Raw genomic sequence first — 19,472 nt, 5'->3', positions numbered from 1 at the left:
AGAGCTTGCTCCGGATCTCCCTTGTAATTAAGGGAGAGCGGGCAGGCTCTGTTTTATTTGGGTGTCAAATTTTGCAATTAATAATATACTACTAAAGTGAGGAAAAGGGACCGTGAGAGGAGAGGAACCATGATTGGAGAATGCGGGCATCAGCTCAGAAGTATTTCCCCTGGTGAAATGAACTTGATCTTCAGGGCAAGGCTCATATGGAGAAATCTCGCCACCTGGCTGTTGATCTATCTGGGAGGACTCTATGGAAATTATGGGAATCAACAGGAAATAAGAGAGCAGATTTATTCCATACCAGCAGATTATGTGAATGTGATGAAAATGGTTTTCGGGGAGAAATTAGCGGAGAATTACTCGACGCTGTTGACCGTTTATGTGGCCAATCTAGTTACATTTTTAGAAGCGATGCGAAACGGTGATCAAGAAGACATTGATGCGCACATCATAAGATTGCGTGACAGCATAGATAAGAGAGCCGCTTTTCTTGGGCAGATCAACCCGTATTGGGAGGAAAGCACCTGGAGGATGCTTTTGCATGGCGCGAATAATTTGCTCATAGAAATGGCTTTAACATATACGCAAAAGGAATATAAGAAAAATATAGAGGTCTATAGCAGGCTTCTGGATCACACAAACGTGATCGGGGACTACTTTTCTCAAGGGATTATAAATTATCTGATTCTCGACAAAGATTCTATCCGACCGGGGGCATCTCCAGTCGATAGAATAACCGCCGCTCCATTCAGGTAAACACCAACTGTCAGGTTTGTTTGAATCGTGTTGGAGCATGACACCTAAAAGAGCCGGCGGTATTTGATGATTGATTACTGAAGTACAGCCATCAATGCGGGAATCATCTGTTTCTTTCTGGACACAACACCCTTAAGCTGGAGGGCGTCGGTGAAAGCTGTCGTTTTCATGGCAGATTCTGCCGCTTCTTTGGCTCCGTCTCCAAAGAAAAGAAGCTCTGAGGATTCCTCTATGATGTTGGTCAGCATGATAAACATCATATCTATATCATTTCTTCTGAATGAAGTATTTAAGTACTCCAAAAGTCTTATTTTTGCCTCCTGAAGATCGTCTGCGTTCATGAAGTTGATCTGGCCTACCGCAAAGCTTACCTTATTGACAGAATAAGTCTTGAAATCATGATACAAGAGTTCCTCGGGGGATTTTCCCTTGAGATTGCTGCCGGAGCGGAATAGCTCGTCTGCAAACTTCTCAATGTTGATCCCAGCCAAGATGGAAAGGTTCTCCGCGGCATTTCGATCCTCAGCAGTACATGTGGGGGAGCGGAACATCAGTGTGTCCGTTATGATAGCGGCACACAGCAGCCCTGCTATGCCAGGTTCAATTTCAACCCGATTTTCCATATACATCTGATAAATGATGGTTGCAGTACAACCCACCGGCTGGTTGCGGAAGAAGACAGGAGTGATGGTCTCTAAATTGCCGATGCGGTGATGATCGATAATCTCCAGGATTTCCGCTGTTTCTAATCCATCTACAGCCTGAGACTTCTCATTATGATCCACAAGTATGACACCTTTTTTCTGGACATCCAGCAAAGATCTTCGAGATATCATTCCATGGTATGCGCCATATACGTCCAGTACCGGAAAGTCTCGATGCCTTACTTTTGCCATGACTTTCTTAACATCCTCAGTGAAATCATCGGTTTCAAAGGTGATGAGATTTTCCGTTTTCATAAAATAATCAATCGGCGTGCTCTGATTGATGAGCCTTGCTACGATATAAGTGTCATAAGGGGTGCTGATGATACGGCAGCCCTTTTCAGCGGCCATCCTTTTGATGGTGAGAGATACCGGGACTCCTGTGCATATAATCAGGCAGCCGGCGCTCATTTCGATGGCACAAAGCTGTGATTCGTAACGGTTGCTCAAGATAACGATATCGCCTGCATCAATGAAATTTTCCATGGTATCAGGATTGGAAGCAGCAATGAGGATTTTTCCCTGCTCAACCATATCGTTTTCATTACCCACCACCATGGTTCCTTCTAAAGTTTCTATGATGTTTTTATAGCTTGTTTTTGCTGTTGCCAGAATTTGGTTATCGTAGATGTCCATATTTGCAGTGGCAATATCGTTTACTGAAATGATTCCTTCCAGCCGATCCTGGTTGGTTACCGGCAGGGTTGATACATTAAGATCCCTCATCAGGTTCCACGCTTTTTTCAGTGAGAAGGAGCTTTGTGCACCCTCGGTTCGTCTGATATCAATATCACTGACCTGTGTTCCAATGTCCTGAATATACTCCGGTATCGCGATATTAAATTTTTCCAAAACAAATTTGGTTTCATCGCTGAGATCACCGGCTCTTTTGGGAATGTGAATGTCCTGTGAAATTTTGTTTTTCAGATCTGCATATGCAATGGCGGAACAGATGGAATCTGTGTCCGGGTTTTTATGACCGATGACAAGAACTTTTTTCTTCATTCATTTCACCTCTGATTTTATAAATTTGTAATCATTGATTCTTCATTTTGGAATTCTAATGCGCGGACTGTAACGTATTTAAGAGGATCTGGTGGTAAACCTTAAATGCGGAGGGAATCGTCAGGTGCTCATGCAGCAAATCGGAGTTCGCCCAAAAAAAATCATCTTCTCCGCCGGAGAATTCCGCCCAATCTACTTGCTTTTCAGAAAAAAGACTCTCATCCAAGGTTACAAGATAACCAGACAACTGCCATTCAATGTGGGTGAAAATATGCTTCGCCTTTTTTAGTTTTATTGCCGTGACTGGAGACAGGCCTTTTGCCTGCAATTTTTCTATGACTTCCTGCTCCTTGAGCTCACCGGGATAATTGGGATATTCCCACAGGCTGGCAAGTAAACCGCTGTCTTTGCGCTTTCTTACTGCTGCTTTGTCTCCGAGAAGTATTAAGAGAACCGTTCTTTTTTCTTTTTTACGCTGCGGTTTCGGTTTTTTTACAGGAAAATCCGTAGTTTTGTTCTGTTGGAATGCCTCGCAGAGGCTTGATACAGGGCAGCTTTCACATTTGGGCAGGCCGTTTGGAAGGCAGATGCTAGCTCCTAGCTCCATCAGGGACTGATTGAAATCACCGGGGCGGGCATCAGGAACTATGGCGCGGACCCATTCTGTGAGCAGCTTTTTTGTAGAGGGCTCCGAGATGTCCGCATCTTCTGCGGTAATCCGTGTAATCACGCGCAGCACATTCCCGTCAACACAGGGAACAGGAAGCTGGAAGGCGATAGAACCAATGGAACCGGCAGAATATTCTCCAACTCCCGGCAGCTTGAGAAGCGCCTCAAAAGAAGACGGCAGCATACCTTCGTAATTCTCTTCCACAATCTTTGCGGTTTTATGGATATTTCTAGCACGGGAGTAGTATCCGAGCCCCTCCCAGAGCTTCAGGACTTCTTCTTCGGGTGCAGCAGCTAAAGCGGAAAGGGTGGGGAATGCTTTCAGCCACCGATCATAATAGGGCTTCACTGCCTCAACACGAGTTTGCTGAAGCATGATTTCAGAGATCCAGACAGCGTAGGGTTCGGAATTCTCTCTCCATGGAAGGTCTCTGGCATTGTTGTCATACCACTGCAGCAGCGGAACAACAATCTTTTTTAACCGACCTGCTTTGTTTTCTTGTAGATTCTTATTTCTTTCTTGTTCTAGATTGTTGCCTTGAAGAATCTTTTCTTTATTTCGTTGGTTCGTGAGATATTTCTGTTGATCCATAGGTAAGCTCTTTTTCTATAAATTCATTGAGTTTCAGGCAGCCCAAAGGGCTTGTATTTTGATTATACCATTGTAACATGCAGGATATTCCGCGGCAAAAGAATTTTTAAATTAGTAAGGGCTCTTCAATAAAAAAAGCGTCTCAGAGCCAGAATTGATATCTTTTGGCCTTGAAGCGCTTTGCTGTGCAGAATGCTTATACAAGTACATTTTCACGGATGGCTTTGGAGATCAGAAGATGACCTTTTTCATTGGGATGAATCCCGTCTTCACAGAGATAATCACTGTAATTCCCGTTAGTCAGAAAGCAAGAGCGAATATCGATTAAGGGGACTTGTTCTTTCACCGCCAGATCTTCCACCGCTGTACTGTACATTTCCTGCCAACGATAAATTCGATCTACTTCCCCCAGGAAATTCATAATGTTCTTTCCATTCAGCCCTTTGCTGATCCATTGGAAATACCGCTTTGGATCGATTGGTGGTAAATTCATTAAAACAGGTTTGCCTCCGCTTTGTCTCACTCTGGTGATTAACTCTTTGTATTTATCCAAAAAATCAGGAACGGGTGTGTTGCATATATGTTGTTTCTGTGGATGCTCTGATACCTCAGCCCAGTTATAGTCGCAGTCATTACCCCCAAATTCTAAAATCGTATAGTCGTAACGGCTCAGAACACCTTCGTGTTTCTTCAGGATTTCTTCTCCCGTAGAAATGGTGCAGCCGAATTTTGAAAGGTTTAAAATGGGAATGTTATTCTGACTTGCTATGATTTGAGCAAAGCTATCCTTCAGCAGCCGGTACTTATTCTTTACACCGTCAAAGATAACTCCTTTAGCTACAGAATCCCCTAAAATACAAATGGAATGGATCATATCTCAATACCTCCTGATGGAAATAAAAACTATGTAATGTAATATTCATTATTATATTACGCAATTTTCTTAATTTCAATTACTAATTATCAATTCGTCGAATTTTTTTTCAAATAAATGTTGGAATTGTTCCAGGTACCCTATAGGCATCTTTGCCTTGCTGTGGTAAAATTATACTAATGCAAAGCTTAGACGGAATTAAGCCATGTTGGCAGTTTGCTGACGGATTCGGTTTTGTATTTTATTGAAAAATAACGGAGCATCATAAATGAAGGAATTGAAGGAACTGATAGACAGGCTGCTCTCTGAGCGGCCATCAGATTGGGAGAATCTGCCGGATATTGAGCTGTATCGGGATCAGGTGCTGAGCTATATGAAAAGACAGCATTCTCTGCAGCCGGAAGAGGATCAGCTAACCGGTGCAATGATTAATAATTACATTAAAAGTGGTCTTCTTCCTCGTGCGAGCGGTAAGAAGTATACAAAGGACCATCTTGTCTATTTGACTGCGATCTGCTCCTTAAAGCAGGTTCTAAGTGTTGGGGAAACCGATGAACTTATGAAACTGCAGCCATCAATTTCTGATGCTAGAAACTTTTATGAAGAATATCAGTCGTTGCTGGACGGAGCCTTCAAGGATACAGCCAATAAGCTTGATTGGGAAGGAACAGAACAGCAGCTGGCAATGGCAGCACTTCAGCTTGCAATCAGCAGCTATGCGCAGAAGCTGGCCTGCCAAAAAATACTGGCTCTGTTAAAAGAAGAAGAAATTCCGCCCAAGGGAAAGAATCCAAAAAAATAACATGAGCGTCTCGGAGAAAATCATATGCTTGTTTTGATCTCCAAGACGCTCTTTTTTATTTCCATTATTTTTTAAGTGAGCCTAAAATGCCTCTGATCAGGCTTCTGCTAACCTCTCTGCCAATTGTTGTAAGAACTGCGTTTGCCGTCTTTTCCAAAGGCGTCTGACGTTGATATCCCCTGCCAGATGATTTTCTGCCAGAACCGGCAAGAGGAGTATCTTTCTCGTCGCTATATTTTCTTCTGCTTTCTTCAGGCATCTGATTCTTTCGATTTCCTTCCTGGTTTGTCTTTGTTGAATTTGCTGATCCTGGCTGACCGCTGTTTTTCAGCATTTCAAATGCAGAGAACCGATCCAGACGTGCATCATACTTTCCCTTAAGCGGTGACTGCGCTAGAATTGCACTTCTTTCGCTGTCGCTGATGGGACTAAGGCTGCTCTGCGGGGGAAGAACCAGTACTTTTTCTACGATTCCCGGGCGGCCTTCCTCGTCAAGGCAGGAAATCAGAGCTTCTCCCGTCGCCAATTCGGTAATAGCGGTAACCGTATCAAAAGCGGGATTTGGCCGGAACGATTCTGCGGCAGCCTCCGCTTTTTTTCTCTCCCCGGGAGTATAAGCCCTTAGCGCGTGCTGAACCCGATTGCCCAGTTGGCCTTGCACGTTTTGTGGCAGATCAGACGGGCTTTGCGTAACAAAATAAATTCCCACACCCTTGGACCGAATCAACCGAACCACTTGCTCGATTTTGTCGAGAAGAACTTTGGGCACATCTTTAAAGAGTAGATGTGCTTCGTCAAAGAAGAAGACGAGCTTTGGCTTATCCAAATCACCGGCTTCAGGAAGAATCTCAAAGAGTTCCGAAAGCATCCACAGCAAGAAGGTTGCGTAGAGTGAAGGATACTGATACAGACGCACACTGTGCAGGATGTTGATGAATCCACGTCCGTCCCGGTCAGTTTGGAACCAGTCAAGGATATCCAGATCAGGCTCGCCGAAAAAGTAATCCCCGCCTTGATCTTCTAAGATCAGCAGGTTTCTCAGGATTGCACCGATGCTCTGCTTGGAAATATTTCCGTAAGTAAGCGTAAATTCTTTTCCGTTTTCGCCCACGTACTGGAGCATGGATTTAAGGTCTTTCAGATCCAGCAATAGAAGTCCTTTATCATCAGCAATACGAAAAATGACGTTCAGTACTCCCGACTGGGTATCGTTCAGGTTCAGGATTCTGGAAAGAAGGACAGAACCCATCTCCGAAACTGTTGTGCGGATCGGGTGGCCGTTTTCTCCGAAAAGGTCCCATAGCTGCACGGGAAAGGATCGATATGTAAATTCTGATGCGCCAAGCTGTACCGCTCTGGATTCCATTGCAGCAGAGGGAGAACCCTGCACCGCAAGGCCGGAGAGGTCTCCTTTGATATCCGAAAGAAATACTGGAACTCCCATATCACTGAATGCTTCCGCCATTACCTTCAAGGTTACCGTTTTGCCCGTTCCTGTAGCCCCCGCAATCAGCCCGTGTCGATTGGCCATCTTTGGTATGAGAAAAACAGGCGCGGCTCCTGTTCCGATCCATAGCTTGTTCTCTGAGTACATATTGAATTCCCCTTCCATAATCCTTACGCGTTTGGGCACCAATTAATTAATTCCACACGCACATTTGATTCATTTTTCTTGATCATTTGCGCGCACATCATTTGATCAGCGCATCCATAGATAAAACGTTACTTAATAGTAGGAATTATACTATATTTTCCAGCAATTGTCAAAAACGGTGTCAGACGCTAGAAGTCCTCCTGAACCTATCCCCTGAACGCTTCAATTTTAAATAATACTAGAAAAACGAACCATTTCAGGGTATAATAATCGCAGTCACTTTGAACTTGCGATTATTATACGTGTTAAGTGCCCTGCGAGAATTTCTACTTTCACGAGACAGAATAAGTAGAGAACGCAACAGTCTTTGACCTCCAGCTTGCATAAGCAAGCTGCTGTCTGTTTTGCCGACAAAGCCTCTAGAAGTCTTTGGGCAAAAAAGCACCTGGCTGATACCATAAAAGCCTTAGCTTTTTTCAGTATAATGATTTGTTAAGAATAAAAAACCGTGAGAGGAGCGGAAATAATCATGATGATAGACAGAATGCTGTTCAATATCCCCTCAGATCAACATAGCCCGGAAGCGATAGCGGAGCTCTTAAAACAGCATCGGGAAATCAAATTTGTATCCTTGGTCGGACTGGATATCGGAGGCCATGATACCGACGAAAAGATACCGGTGGAGCTTTTTATTAAGGATATGGAGAAATTTCTGGAACATGGCGTGCAAACAGACGGCTCCAGCGTTATGCTTCCTAAAATTGCAGAATTAAACAATGCCAAGGTGGATATCATTCCGGATCTGAGCGTGAACTGGTATGTTGATTATAACTTCAGCCATATTACTGAGGACACCAAACTGCCGGTGGGCACTCTGCGGATTCCATCCTTCCTGATACACAATGATAATATTGAGGTGGGTTCCAGAGTTATTCTTCGCAACGCAGTAGATGCATTTTGCAAAGAAATGATGGGGCTGCTAAAAGAAAATCCATATATCTTTGAATATCTTGATATTTCCTCAGCCGATGAGATCGACGAAATTGTCCTCACTGCAGCGACGGAATTGGAATTCTGGGTAAAGACCCCGGACGACAAGGCTGATCGAGAACAACTCTCCACCTCCCAGATTCTAAAGGAGCAGTATTGGAAAAGAACGATAGGCCCTGTACGTACTGCTTTGGAGAAATCGCTGATGGTTCTGGACCGCTACGGGTTCAATGTTGAAATGGGACACAAAGAGGTAGGCGGAGTGAAGGCTAAGCTGGGCAGCACAGGTGAATTCGACCACGTAATGGAACAGCTTGAAATTGACTGGGGCTACAGCTCAGCACTGCAGTGCGCCGATAATGAAAATCAGGTGAAATATGTGGTCAGGGATATTTTCCGAGCCCATGGCCTGGATGTAACCTTTATGGCTAAGCCCATCGAGGGTGTCGCAGGAAGCGGTGAGCATACCCATATGGGTGTATCTGCAAGGCTAAAGAACGGTAAAATAATTAACCTCTTTGCACCAAAGGATATGGAGGCGGATTATCTGAATCCCATCGGGTTTGGAGCACTGCTGGGCATCTTGAAGAATTACGAGGTGATGAATCCCTTCGTCGCATCGTCAAATGATGCTTTGAATCGTCTAAAGCCCGGCTTTGAAGCACCGGTATGCATCGTAACCTCTATCGGACATACGGCAAAGATTCCCTCCCGAAATAGAACGGTTCTGGTGGGACTTGTAAGAGATATTAAAAACCCGCTTGCCACCAGATTTGAGCTTCGCGCTCCTAATCCAAAGAGCGATACGTATCTCGTTTTGGCATCTTCATATCTGACCATGCTGGATGGAATCACTGCGGCACTGAGAGCGGGGAAAACACCGGCAGAGCTTGAGGCATCCCTTTCAAAGCATGCTGGGGAAACGGATTTTTACCTGGAGCAGGAACGGGCATACCGAAGCGAGCACGATGTATTTGAAGAATATACAGAAGAAGAACGGGAGCATTTGTTTGGAAAGGCACCGGCAACGGTTTGGGAAAACCTGCAGGCATTCCATAAATACCCTGAAAAGGTGAATGTGCTAATCAACCGGGAGGGAGTATTCGACAAGCTTGCACTGGAATCTTATGAAGAAGCCACCTTGGCAGCTTGGTCCACAGAGCTTCACAATCGGATCATTCCAAATACAATGGCGCTGGTGAGAGAATGCAGAAAGCTTCATGAGGATCAGGAATGCACCGATTACGATCTGCAAAATTGGAAGCGAATTCAGGAGCTTAGAATTTATCTTGGTCAGGATGAGATTGTGAAAAAATCCCTTCTTACCAGAATTAAACTTGCATTGGACGGCAAAAACTATGATGAGGCTTCGGACCTTCAGATTGAAATGCAGGAAAAGGTACTGGAACTGATCAATACCTATACGGAATATAGAAAGAATTTATTGTAAGGAGAGAGCGATGTTAGATATTAAACGCATCAGAGAAGAATTTGAAGCAGTGAAGAAAGCGGTGGAATCACGGGGACAAGGCGATTTTGGCATTGATAATGTCATCGCACTGGACGAGAAAAGAAGGAGCATTCTGGCAACTGTTGAACAGATGAAAAACAAGCAGAATCTTGATTCGAAAGAAATTCCTAAGCTGAAAAAAGAAGGGAAGGACACCACTGAGCTGATGAAGCAGATGAAGGAACTTTCCGAAGAGATCAAAAAGCTGGACGGAGAGGTCAGCGAGGTGGAAGAGGAACTGAAATCTGCTCTGCTGAATATTCCCAATGCTCCATCACCCAATGTCCCTGTAGGAAAAAGCGATGAGGACAATGTGGAAATCAGAAAATGGGGAGAGCCTCGAGTCTTTGATTTTGAACACAAAGCACACTGGGATGTTGGCACGGATCTTGACATTCTTGACTTTGAAAGGGCTGCCAAAATTTCAGGAGCTAGATTTACAGTCTACAAAGGCATGGGAGCCAGACTGGAACGAGCCATCATCAATTTCATGCTGGATCTCCACACCGGAGAGCACGGATATACGGAAATCCTTCCGCCTTTCATGGTAAACCGTGACGCCATGACAGGAACGGGTCAGCTTCCCAAGTTTGAGGATGATATGTTCTGGGTGCCGGCAAAAGACTTTTTCCTGGTACCTACAGCAGAAGTACCTGTAACAAATCTTAGAATGAACGAAATTATGGACGCTGAAGAGCTTCCTGTATACTATACCGCATATACCCCATGCTTCAGAAAAGAGGCGGGTTCCGCCGGAAGAGATACGAGAGGCTTGATTCGTCAGCATCAGTTCAACAAAGTTGAGCTTGTTAAGTTTGTAAAGCCGGAGGATTCTTATCAGGAGCTGGAAGCCCTTCTTCTTGCAGCAGAAGAAGTGTTGAAACGTCTCGAAATTCCTTACAGAGTCGTACAGCTTTCATCCGGAGATCTGGGTTTCTCTTCCGCAATGACCTATGACATCGAAGTTTGGATGCCAAGCTATGGAAAATATGTGGAAATTTCCTCCTGCAGTAACTTTGAAAGCTATCAGGCAAGGAGAGGAAATATTCGTTTCCGCCCTGATACAAAGAGCAAGCCGGAATTTGTACACACCCTGAACGGATCTGGCCTTGCAGTTGGCAGAACCTTTGCTGCAATCCTTGAAAATTATCAGCAGGCAGACGGATCTGTGGTAATTCCTGAGGCGTTGAGACGGTATATGGGAACCGACAAAATCACGAAATAAAGTCGTCTGCGTTGTTTTCCGAAATAATAGGCACCTGCCTGGCAATTCCCCTAAAAAATCGCTCGCCGTTTTGTCATAGTAGGCTCGGACGGTTTTCTTCGGGGAATCACCGGCGCGATGCCCACGGCTTGTAAAACAAAGCAGACGAAGGTCAAGCCGTTTCTTGATTTTTCGGGGAAAACAGCGCAGACTCAATGTTGACAGGAGGGATGCTATGCCTCTAAAACTAAATGTGGGTGATGTGGTAGAGTTGAAAAAACCCCATCCCTGCGGCGGGAATCATTTTACCATCATGAGATCAGGGATGGATTTTCGGATCAAGTGTAATCAGTGCGGAACGCAGATCTGGATCGGACGGCCGGATTTGGAGAAAAGTGTAAAGAAAGTAATGGTAAAGGAATAAGTATGGGAGTAGACAACATCACTGAACTGAACCGCAGTGAGGCGGTTCGAAGGGAGCAGGATCAAGTTAAGGAACTCCTGAAGAGAGGCGCTGTCAGGCATTACTTCCTTGGCCCCGAAACCATATGGACGCAGGAAAGCTTCGGTATCCTTGTTGGTGGGGTGCTTGCTGTTATCTTTGGAGGTCTAATCTTTCCAAAACTTTTTTTCTATTCCAATAACAGCGAAGTTTTGAAAATGATCTGCTGGCTCATGGTTGCCGTAGGAATTTTACTCGGCATTAAGGGAATTCGGGGGATGGCACGCGAATCCAAAAGAAAGGATGAGCCTGTTTCGGATCAAGTCTTTGATGAAATTTTGCAGACCGATCTAGAGCGGCTTACAGAAACGGCAAAATCTGTATTGAAGGAGAGTCTGCCGCATCTTGTGAATGATGAGCCAATTGATGAGATGGAAACAATACTCGTGAGAGGGCCGAGGGATTATGTTCATAATGTAAACCTACCTCTCGTCTGGCGACTGGGCAGTGACGGTTTCCTCCGTTATTCCAATTTCTCCGCAATGGTTTTGTTTTTTGGGAAAGAAAAACTCTATCTCTACACGAGCATTTTCAATACCAGAAACGGGATCAGCAAGTTTCCGCATGTTTATGAGTGTCCATATCGCAAGATCCGCTCTGCCGGTTTGGAAGACCGGGTGTTGGAAACTGTCAGTCAGCAGAATAAATCAGTTGTCCAAAATCTTCGTATGTTCGTCATCGATTCAGGAGACGAAGAAGCGGAAAAGCTTGCCGTAACGGTGGCTGATTATGATGCGATGAGAAGGCTCAAAGGAAATATTGATTACAGTAAAGCAGAGCAGGCAGTCAAATCAATCATGAATAAAATTTCTAAGCTTTCATAAAGAGCCCTGCTAAGGAACAAGTCCTGCACGTTTTGCAGGCAAAACTCAAGCACAAAGGAGTGTATTTTATTGATTACCATTGCAATTGTTTTTATCATCTATTTAGGGTTGATGGTAGGAATCGGATTCAAGTTTTACAGTAAAACAGATAATCTGAGCGACTACTTTTTAGGAGGCAGGAATCTAGGAAGCTGGCTGACTGCGCTGTCGGCCCAAGCTTCGGATATGAGCGGGTGGCTTTTGATCGGGCTTCCCGGTACCGCATATGTTATCTATGCAGGGACCTCGGAAGCAATTTGGACCGCGATCGGTCTTGTTTTAGGTACATATTTAAATTGGAAATTCGTTGCCAAGAGACTGAGACAGTATACTGAAGTTTCAGGTGATTCCATTACCATACCGGATTTTCTGGAAAATCGATTTAAAGACTCAAAGCATACCCTGCGCGTAGTTTCTGCAATTTTCATTGTTATTTTCTTTTTGGTTTATACATCATCACAGTTTTCTGCCGGTGCAAAGCTATTCTCGACGGTGTTCGGCATGAATTATACCACTGGCCTGATCGTTGGAGCGGCAATTATCGTTTCTTATACCGCTCTGGGCGGATTTTCCGCTGTATGCTGGACCGACGCAATTCAGGGGGGGATCATGTTTTTCGCCCTACTTGTTGTGCCGTTTATGGCGATGACCGAGATGGGTGGAATGGGAGAGGTTTCTACGAGACTTGCTGAATTGACGCCTGAATCTCTAGGCTTTTTCCCCATGAAAGACGGAGCAATCAACTCCATGCTTCTTGCATCAGGACTTGGCTGGGGACTCGGATATTTCGGACAGCCCCACATCCTGACAAGATTTATGGCCATCCAGTCGCCAGACATGATTCGCAAGTCCAGAATGATTGCGATGATTTGGGTTGTTATCACACTAGCAGCTGCCGTAGCTATCGGCGTCATCGGAAAAGCGTATCTGCCTGATCTTGCGGACGGAGAAACCATATACATGGCAATGATAGATAAAATGTTCCCGGATGTGGTTGCCGGCATCCTGCTGACAGCAATTCTGGCGGCCATTATGAGTACAGCCAGCTCGCAGCTTCTTGTAAGTGCCTCCTCTGCTTCTAGAGATTTGTATGCGCTTCTGTTTAAAAAGGATGTGAATGGGACGGAAATCGTATGGGTCAGCAGAGCAACGGTTCTGGTTATATCAATCATCGCAATTGTAATTGCGCTGAATCCCAACAGCTCTGTATTCGGGCTCGTTTCCTGTGCCTGGGGGGGATTTGGAGCCGCTTTCGGCCCACTTTTACTCTTTTCGCTGTTCTGGAAGCGGATCACTCTGCAGGGGGCGATTGCAGGGATGATTACAGGTGGAGTCGTAGACTTGTTCTGGTACTATATGAAGTCCAACGGCGGTATCTTTGCAGTGTATGAAATTATTCCTGGATTTATTGCTTCAACAATTGTCATTATTTGCGTGAGCTTAATGACGAGTGTCTCGAAGGAAATCAGGGCGGAATTCGAGGAAGCACAAAAACCTTGGGTACAGAAATAACCGCTTAAGATTTTCTGTTTATAAGAATCTTGGGTTAGAGTTTTTTCCTTCTGAAGAATTAAATGATTGCCCCAGCCTATGGCAGGGTATAAAATAACTACATAAGTGATCATATCGTAAGAAAGGGGAACATACTATGAGTGAAAAAGAACTGGAAAGAAAAAATCCTTGCGGAGACGATAAGGAAATTGACGAATATCTGGATGGTACAATCTGCGAGCTGAAAGATGATGAAACAGCAATCCATGATATCAAAGCCCCAGCCGGTGAAAAATTTGATGTGCATTCACCCGATGAACCGGCTACCATAGAGGACGAGTACATAGGCAAGAAATAAGCTTTCTGCTGAAGGCAAGAAATGCCGTCAAATAAAAGCATAATATTAAAAACTGGCCGGTAGAAGGGATTTCTTTCTATCGGCTTTCTTTATCCTTCCAATGTTTAGCTGCTCTTAGCTCTCCTTGCAGTAAACGCTGCGCACACAACTTCCATTCAAGAAGCAATAAAAAAGGGACAAAAAACAGAGAAAAAAACATTGACAATAAGAATTTTAATTAGTATACTAACAACAATAATTAAATGCAATGACGGAGTACTTGTTTTTTCAAAAAGCATTACAGAGAGTCGGTGGTAGCTGTGAACCGATATGCGGAAAAAGACAATCTCGCTCCTGAGCTGGCGCCCCAACGCAACTGTTATTAAGGTGTCCCGGATGGCCCCGTTATCAAGGCCGAGGATTTGTTAGAATCCGGTGAGTTGACTGTTTTATACAGTAATCAGGGTGGTACCGCGGTAGAATTATATCGTCCCTGGAGCTTATCAAAAAGCTTCAGGGACTTTTTTATTGGTAAAAAAGCTCCGGCTGAAGCGATCGATTCGTTTGTATAAGGAGGAAAACACAATGACCAAAATGATCAAAATTTTCGACACCACATTAAGAGATGGTGAGCAGTCCCCGGGCTGCAGTATGAACCTGAAAGAGAAAATAGAGATGGCAAAACAGCTTGAGCGGATGAAGGTCGATGTTATTGAAGCTGGCTTTGCAATTTCTTCTCCTGGAGATTTCCATTCTGTGAAGACCATTGCTGAAACCATTAAAGACTGTACCGTTGCCAGTCTGGCAAGAACCACGGAGCAGGATATCGACAGAGCTTGGGAAGCGCTCTCCGGCGCAGTTTCGCCCAGAATCCATACCTTTATTGCCACCTCGCCCATTCACATGGAATATAAGCTTTTAATGACTCCTGAGGAGGTATATGAGCGATCTGTGGCAATGGTAAAGCATGCGAAGAGATATTGCAGCGACATTGAGTGGTCTGCCGAAGACGCCACGAGAAGCGAACCGGAGTTTTTGGCGAGAGTGATTGAAGGCGTCATAAAGGCGGGAGCGACAACCATCAACCTGCCGGATACTGTGGGTTATACAACGCCGGATGAATACTATGCATTTTTGATGAAGGTCCAGGAGCTCGCTCCTTCCATGGTAAATATCACACTGTCTTCCCATTGTCATAATGATCTCGGCCTTGCGGTAGCCAATTCTTTGGCAGCCATCAAGGCAGGTGCAGGGCAGATTGAATGCACCATCAACGGTATTGGTGAACGAGCCGGAAACGCAGCCATGGAAGAGATAATCATGGCGCTGCACACGAGGAAGGATAGCCTTCAGGCCGATACAAGGGTCGTTACTACAGAGATTGTGCGCTCTTCCAACCTTCTTTCCAGAATCACCGGTGTCAAGGTGCAGCCTAACAAAGCCATCGTTGGAGAAAATGCATTTGCCCATGAGTCGGGGATCCATCAGCATGGTGTCATGAAAAACCGAGAAACGTATGAGATCATGACGCCAGAATCCGTCGGTCTGACGCAGAACAATCTGGTTCTTGGCAAACACTCCGGCAAGCACGCCTTCCGTGACAAGGTGAAGAACTTGGGATATGAGCTGACAGAAACTGAAATCGATAGAATGTTCCAGAAGTTCAAAGAGCTTGCTGATAAGAAAAAATCTGTTTATGATAGAGACATCGAAGCGTTGATTTCCAAGGAAGCAGTTCAGGTTCCCAAGACTTACAGCATGGAAAGCTTTGTAATCAACAGCGGAAATGCGATCACATCTACTGCCGTTATAAAAATGATCAAGGATGGAAAGATTATTGAAAAGGTATCCAGAGGAGAGGGCCCCATCGACGCATCCTTTAAAGCCATTGAGAAGATCGTGGGGATTGACTTCAACCTTGAGGATTATCAGATCCAGTCCGTGACCGAGGGTGAAGACGCATTGGGAGATGCGCTGGTTAAGATCAGCGATAAGGAAGGAATGATATTTGCCGGAAGAGGTTTGTCCACCGACATCATTGAGGCAAGTATCCATGCATATATCAACGCAGTAAACAAGATGATCTACGAAAAGCATCTTGATTGAGGAGGTTAAGACCATGGGAATGACAATGACACAGAAGATTTTAGCTGCCCACGCAGGCTTGAAAGAGGTCAAGGCAGGGCAGTTTATAGAAGCAGATTTAGATATTGTACTTGCAAATGACATTACGGGACCCGTTGCCATCAAGGAATTCAATAAGATGGGTGCGGAGCGGGTATTTGATAAGAATAAAGTCGTATTGGTACCGGATCACTTTACCCCCAACAAGGATATTAAGGCAGCGGAGCAGTGCAAGTCACTGAGAGAGTTTGCCATGGATCAGGAAATCGAGAACTACTTTGAAGTAGGAGAAATGGGCATTGAGCATGCTTTGCTGCCGGAAAAGGGAATCGTAGTGGCGGGGGATGCTGTCATTGGGGCAGACTCACATACCTGCACTTACGGAGCGCTTGGGGCGTTTGCCACAGGAATCGGCTCTACAGATATGGCTGCGGGTATGGCAAGAGGAAAGGCCTGGTTCAAAGTTCCTTCTGCCATCAAATTTGAACTTGTCGGAAAGCCAAGCAAGTGGGTAAGCGGCAAGGACGTAATTCTCCATATCATCGGTATGATCGGTGTGGACGGAGCTCTTTACAAATCTATGGAATTCATGGGTTCTGGACTGAAAAATCTCTCCATGGACGATCGCCTTGCCATGGCAAACATGGCCATTGAGGCAGGCGCGAAAAATGGAATTTTCATGGTAGATGACAAGACGAAAGAGTATATGAAGGAGCACAAGAACAAGAATAAAGCCTTCAAGAAAAAGATAAAGGTCTATGAACCGGATTCTGATGCAGAATATGACGAAACTTATGTAATAGATCTTGCTAAGATCAGACCAACTGTAGCGTTCCCTCACCTTCCGGAAAATACAAAGACCATCGATGAGGTGGGAGACGTCAAGATTGATCAAGTGGTGATAGGCTCCTGCACAAACGGAAGAATCGAGGATATGAAGATTACTGCCAAGATTCTGAAAGGGAAAAAAGTTGCGAAGAACATGCGTTGCATCATTATCCCGGGAACTCAGGCAATCTATCTTGAGTGCGTGAAAGAAGGCTATGCGGAGATCTTTGTAAAAGCCGGAGCAGTCTTCTCAACACCGACCTGCGGGCCATGTCTGGGAGGCCATATGGGCATCCTTGCAGCAGGTGAAAGAGCCGTTGCGACCACAAACAGAAATTTTGTAGGAAGAATGGGTCACGTTGATTCGGAAATTTATCTCGCCAGCCCGGCGGTGGCTGCTGCTACAGCGGTGAAGGGGAAGATATTCAACCCAGAAAATTTGTAAACCATTACTACGCAAATCGCTCAAGCTGCATGCAACCATTGAGTTTACAGAGGTTTGCATTTGCTTTCGGACGATTTGCTTCCGCAATGGTTTCCAAATTGCGGGGAACCGCTCGCACCAAGGTGCTCGGACGGTTCATCGAAAGAATCATTTCCAGATTACGCATAAGGCAAATTGGAAGGCTGCATGCAACCATTGAGTTTACAGAGGTTTGCATTTGCTTTCGGACGATTTGCTTCCGCAATGGTTTCCAAATTGCGGGGAACCGCTCGCACCAAGGTGCTCGGACGGTTCATCGAAAGAATCATTTCCAGATTACGTGGGACGCAAATTGTCAAGATATACTGGTTAAAGAAAACGAAGAAAGGATACGGCTATGGGAAAAGTATTTAAATATGGGGAGAATGTTGACACCGACGTTATCATCCCTGCAAGGCACTTGAACACCTCCGAGCCTGCAGAGCTCGCAAAGCACTGCATGGAGGACATCGATGCTGACTTTGTAAACAAGGTAAAGGAAGGCGACATTATTGTTGCAGGAAAGAACTTTGGCTGCGGCTCATCAAGAGAGCATGCACCCATCGCAATTAAGGCTTCGGGAGTAAGCTGTGTAATCGCGCCTACTTTTGCTAGAATTTTTTACCGCAACTCCTTTAATACCGGAATGCCAATTTTGGAATGTGAAGAAGCAGCAAAGAAAATTGATGCGGGAGATGAAGTGGAAGTAGATTTCAAAACCGGAGAAATCAGGAATATTACGAAGGGTGAGACCTATCAAGCAGAACCATTCCCTGAATTTATCAGCAAAATTATTGCGTCAGACGGGCTGGTAAATTACGTCAAGGAAAACCTGTAAAAGGAAAGTCTGAAAGGGATGCGGGACGGATGTTTCACTGAAGTCCTGGCGAGAGATGCCTTTCATATACTGGAATAAACGAAGGAGTGTATGGATGAATTACAAAATTGCTTTGGTTCCGGGAGATGGAATCGGACCTGATGTGGTTGCGGAAGCGGTCAAGGTCTTGGATGCAGTCGGTGTAAAATACGGACACCAGTTTGAATATGAAACAGTACTTGCGGGCGGTGCTGCAATTGATGCGATGGGAGAGTGTCTGCCCCAAAATACCATCGATGTATGTAAGAAAAGCGACGCAGTTTTGCTTGGCGCAGTAGGCGGTTGGAAATGGGATACTCTTCCCGGAGATCAGAGACCGGAACGCGCTTTGCTTGGTCTTCGAAAAGAGCTGGGTCTTTTCGCAAACCTCCGTCCTGCATTGCTTTTTGAAGAGCTTGCAGAAGCATGTCCGCTCAAACCAGAGATTATCGAAGGCGGGCTGGATATTGTTGTGGTAAGAGAGCTGACCGGTGGAATCTATTTCGGAGAAAAAGGATATAAGGATACCGAGCTGGGGAGAGCTGCTTACGATGTGGAACAGTATGCAGAAGAAGAGGTGAGAAGAATTGCCGTAGTTGCCTTTGATATGGCGATGAAGCGCAATAAAAAACTTACCAGTGTAGATAAGGCTAATGTGCTGGAAAGCTCAAGACTCTGGAGAAGCGTTGTAACGGAAACGGCGAAGGACTATCCTGAGGTTGAACTAAGCCATATGTACATCGATAATGCAGCGATGCAAATGGTCAGAAATCCAAAACAATTTGATGTTATCGTCACCAGCAATATCTTTGGAGATATTCTTTCCGATGAGGCCAGCATGATCACCGGTTCCATAGGAATGCTTCCATCCGCCAGCCTTGCAAAAGGCAATTTTGGCATGTATGAGCCGGTCCATGGCTCGGCACCGGATATTGCAGGGCAGAACAAAGCGAATCCTATGGCGACAATTTTATCTGCTGCCATGATGCTGAGATATACCTTTGGTTTATCCAAGGAAGCAGACGATATTGAGGCGGCTGTAAAAGCGGTTCTGACCCAAGGCGGAAGAACTCCGGATATCATGAGCCCTGGAAAGGTATCTTTGGGCACAAAGGAAGCCGGAGACAGGATTGTGGCTGCCATCTCTTAATTACAATGGCGTGAGAATTTTTCGACTGAAATGTTCTTGCGCCTTTTTTGTAGAAATAAAAGTTCTTCTATAAAAATCTGAGAAAAAATTGACAAAAAAATTGGTAAATGTTAGAATAAAACGAATTGGTTAGCATTGGCTAACTTTAATTTTGC

Annotated in this window: 16 protein-coding genes; 12 read left to right on the top strand and 4 right to left on the bottom strand. The window is 45.0% G+C overall.

Going from position 1 to position 19,472, the window contains the following annotated elements; translation table 11 throughout:
- Positions 1-129 precede the first annotated feature (129 nt).
- Complete coding sequence (locus FRZ06_15605; protein ID QOX64667.1) at positions 130-759, top strand: hypothetical protein; 630 nt, start codon at positions 130-132, stop codon at positions 757-759.
- A gap of 74 nt (positions 760-833) precedes the next feature.
- Here the strand turns inward: FRZ06_15605 and FRZ06_15600 are convergent, their stop codons facing one another.
- The 3 genes from FRZ06_15600 to FRZ06_15590 all read right to left on the bottom strand — a co-directional run bounded on the left by FRZ06_15600 (position 834) and on the right by FRZ06_15590 (position 4,603).
- Positions 834-2,468: a putative manganese-dependent inorganic diphosphatase gene (locus FRZ06_15600; protein QOX64666.1), complete on the bottom strand. Its 1,635-nt coding sequence runs from the start codon at positions 2,466-2,468 to the stop codon at positions 834-836.
- Positions 2,469-2,523: 55 nt separating this feature from the next.
- A complete protein-coding gene (gene mutY, locus FRZ06_15595; protein ID QOX64665.1) occupies positions 2,524-3,729 on the bottom strand; it encodes an A/G-specific adenine glycosylase in 1,206 nt (401 codons plus the stop codon).
- A gap of 196 nt (positions 3,730-3,925) precedes the next feature.
- The gene (locus FRZ06_15590; GenBank protein ID QOX64664.1) at positions 3,926-4,603 is read right to left on the bottom strand and encodes an SGNH/GDSL hydrolase family protein; all 678 of its coding nucleotides are present in this window, start codon (positions 4,601-4,603) and stop codon (positions 3,926-3,928) included.
- Positions 4,604-4,871: 268 nt separating this feature from the next.
- Here FRZ06_15590 and FRZ06_15585 point away from each other — a divergent pair, with 268 nt between their 5' ends.
- Entirely contained in the window at positions 4,872-5,405 is a 534-nt protein-coding gene (locus FRZ06_15585) for a DUF1836 domain-containing protein (GenBank protein ID QOX64663.1), read from the top strand.
- A 64-nt stretch (positions 5,406-5,469) separates the two neighbouring features.
- On the opposite strand, the gene FRZ06_15580 is transcribed toward FRZ06_15585, so the two are convergent.
- Positions 5,470-6,999: a DUF853 family protein gene (locus tag FRZ06_15580; protein ID QOX64662.1), complete on the bottom strand. Its 1,530-nt coding sequence runs from the start codon at positions 6,997-6,999 to the stop codon at positions 5,470-5,472.
- A gap of 532 nt (positions 7,000-7,531) precedes the next feature.
- Here FRZ06_15580 and FRZ06_15575 point away from each other — a divergent pair.
- From FRZ06_15575 to leuB, 10 genes are all read left to right on the top strand, one after another.
- The gene (locus FRZ06_15575; GenBank protein QOX65967.1) at positions 7,532-9,439 is read left to right on the top strand and encodes a glutamine synthetase; all 1,908 of its coding nucleotides are present in this window, start codon (positions 7,532-7,534) and stop codon (positions 9,437-9,439) included.
- A 10-nt stretch (positions 9,440-9,449) separates the two neighbouring features.
- Positions 9,450-10,724, top strand: coding sequence for a serine--tRNA ligase (gene serS / locus FRZ06_15570; GenBank protein ID QOX64661.1), 1,275 nt, complete (start codon positions 9,450-9,452; stop codon positions 10,722-10,724).
- A 214-nt stretch (positions 10,725-10,938) separates the two neighbouring features.
- Positions 10,939-11,127 carry a DUF951 domain-containing protein gene (locus FRZ06_15565; GenBank protein QOX64660.1) on the top strand — a complete coding sequence of 63 codons (189 nt, stop codon included), beginning with the start codon at positions 10,939-10,941 and terminating at the stop codon, positions 11,125-11,127.
- Positions 11,128-11,129: 2 nt separating this feature from the next.
- On the top strand, positions 11,130-12,029 hold the full coding sequence (locus tag FRZ06_15560) for a hypothetical protein (GenBank protein ID QOX64659.1): 900 nt from the start codon (positions 11,130-11,132) through the stop codon (positions 12,027-12,029).
- 63 nt (positions 12,030-12,092) lie between these two features.
- Positions 12,093-13,580 carry a sodium/proline symporter PutP gene (gene putP, locus FRZ06_15555; GenBank protein ID QOX64658.1) on the top strand — a complete coding sequence of 496 codons (1,488 nt, stop codon included), beginning with the start codon at positions 12,093-12,095 and terminating at the stop codon, positions 13,578-13,580.
- A gap of 136 nt (positions 13,581-13,716) precedes the next feature.
- Entirely contained in the window at positions 13,717-13,917 is a 201-nt protein-coding gene (locus FRZ06_15550; GenBank protein QOX64657.1) for a hypothetical protein, read from the top strand.
- Between the two features lie 564 nt (positions 13,918-14,481).
- On the top strand, positions 14,482-16,002 hold the full coding sequence (locus FRZ06_15545; GenBank protein QOX64656.1) for a 2-isopropylmalate synthase: 1,521 nt from the start codon (positions 14,482-14,484) through the stop codon (positions 16,000-16,002).
- 13 nt (positions 16,003-16,015) lie between these two features.
- On the top strand, positions 16,016-17,293 hold the full coding sequence (leuC, locus tag FRZ06_15540; protein QOX64655.1) for a 3-isopropylmalate dehydratase large subunit: 1,278 nt from the start codon (positions 16,016-16,018) through the stop codon (positions 17,291-17,293).
- A gap of 376 nt (positions 17,294-17,669) precedes the next feature.
- Entirely contained in the window at positions 17,670-18,149 is a 480-nt protein-coding gene (gene leuD, locus FRZ06_15535) for a 3-isopropylmalate dehydratase small subunit (protein QOX64654.1), read from the top strand.
- Between the two features lie 94 nt (positions 18,150-18,243).
- Positions 18,244-19,317 (top strand): 3-isopropylmalate dehydrogenase, encoded by a 1,074-nt coding sequence (gene leuB / locus FRZ06_15530; GenBank protein QOX64653.1) that lies wholly within the window; start codon positions 18,244-18,246, stop codon positions 19,315-19,317.
- Positions 19,318-19,472: the final 155 nt, after the last annotated feature.

The sequence above is a fragment of the Clostridiales bacterium genome (genome assembly GCA_015243575.1).
GTDB classification, from domain to species: domain Bacteria; phylum Bacillota; class Clostridia; order Peptostreptococcales; family Anaerovoracaceae; genus Anoxybacterium; species Anoxybacterium hadale.
Note: the sequence above shows the minus strand (reverse complement) of the source record. Positions and strands in the feature narration are given on the sequence as shown.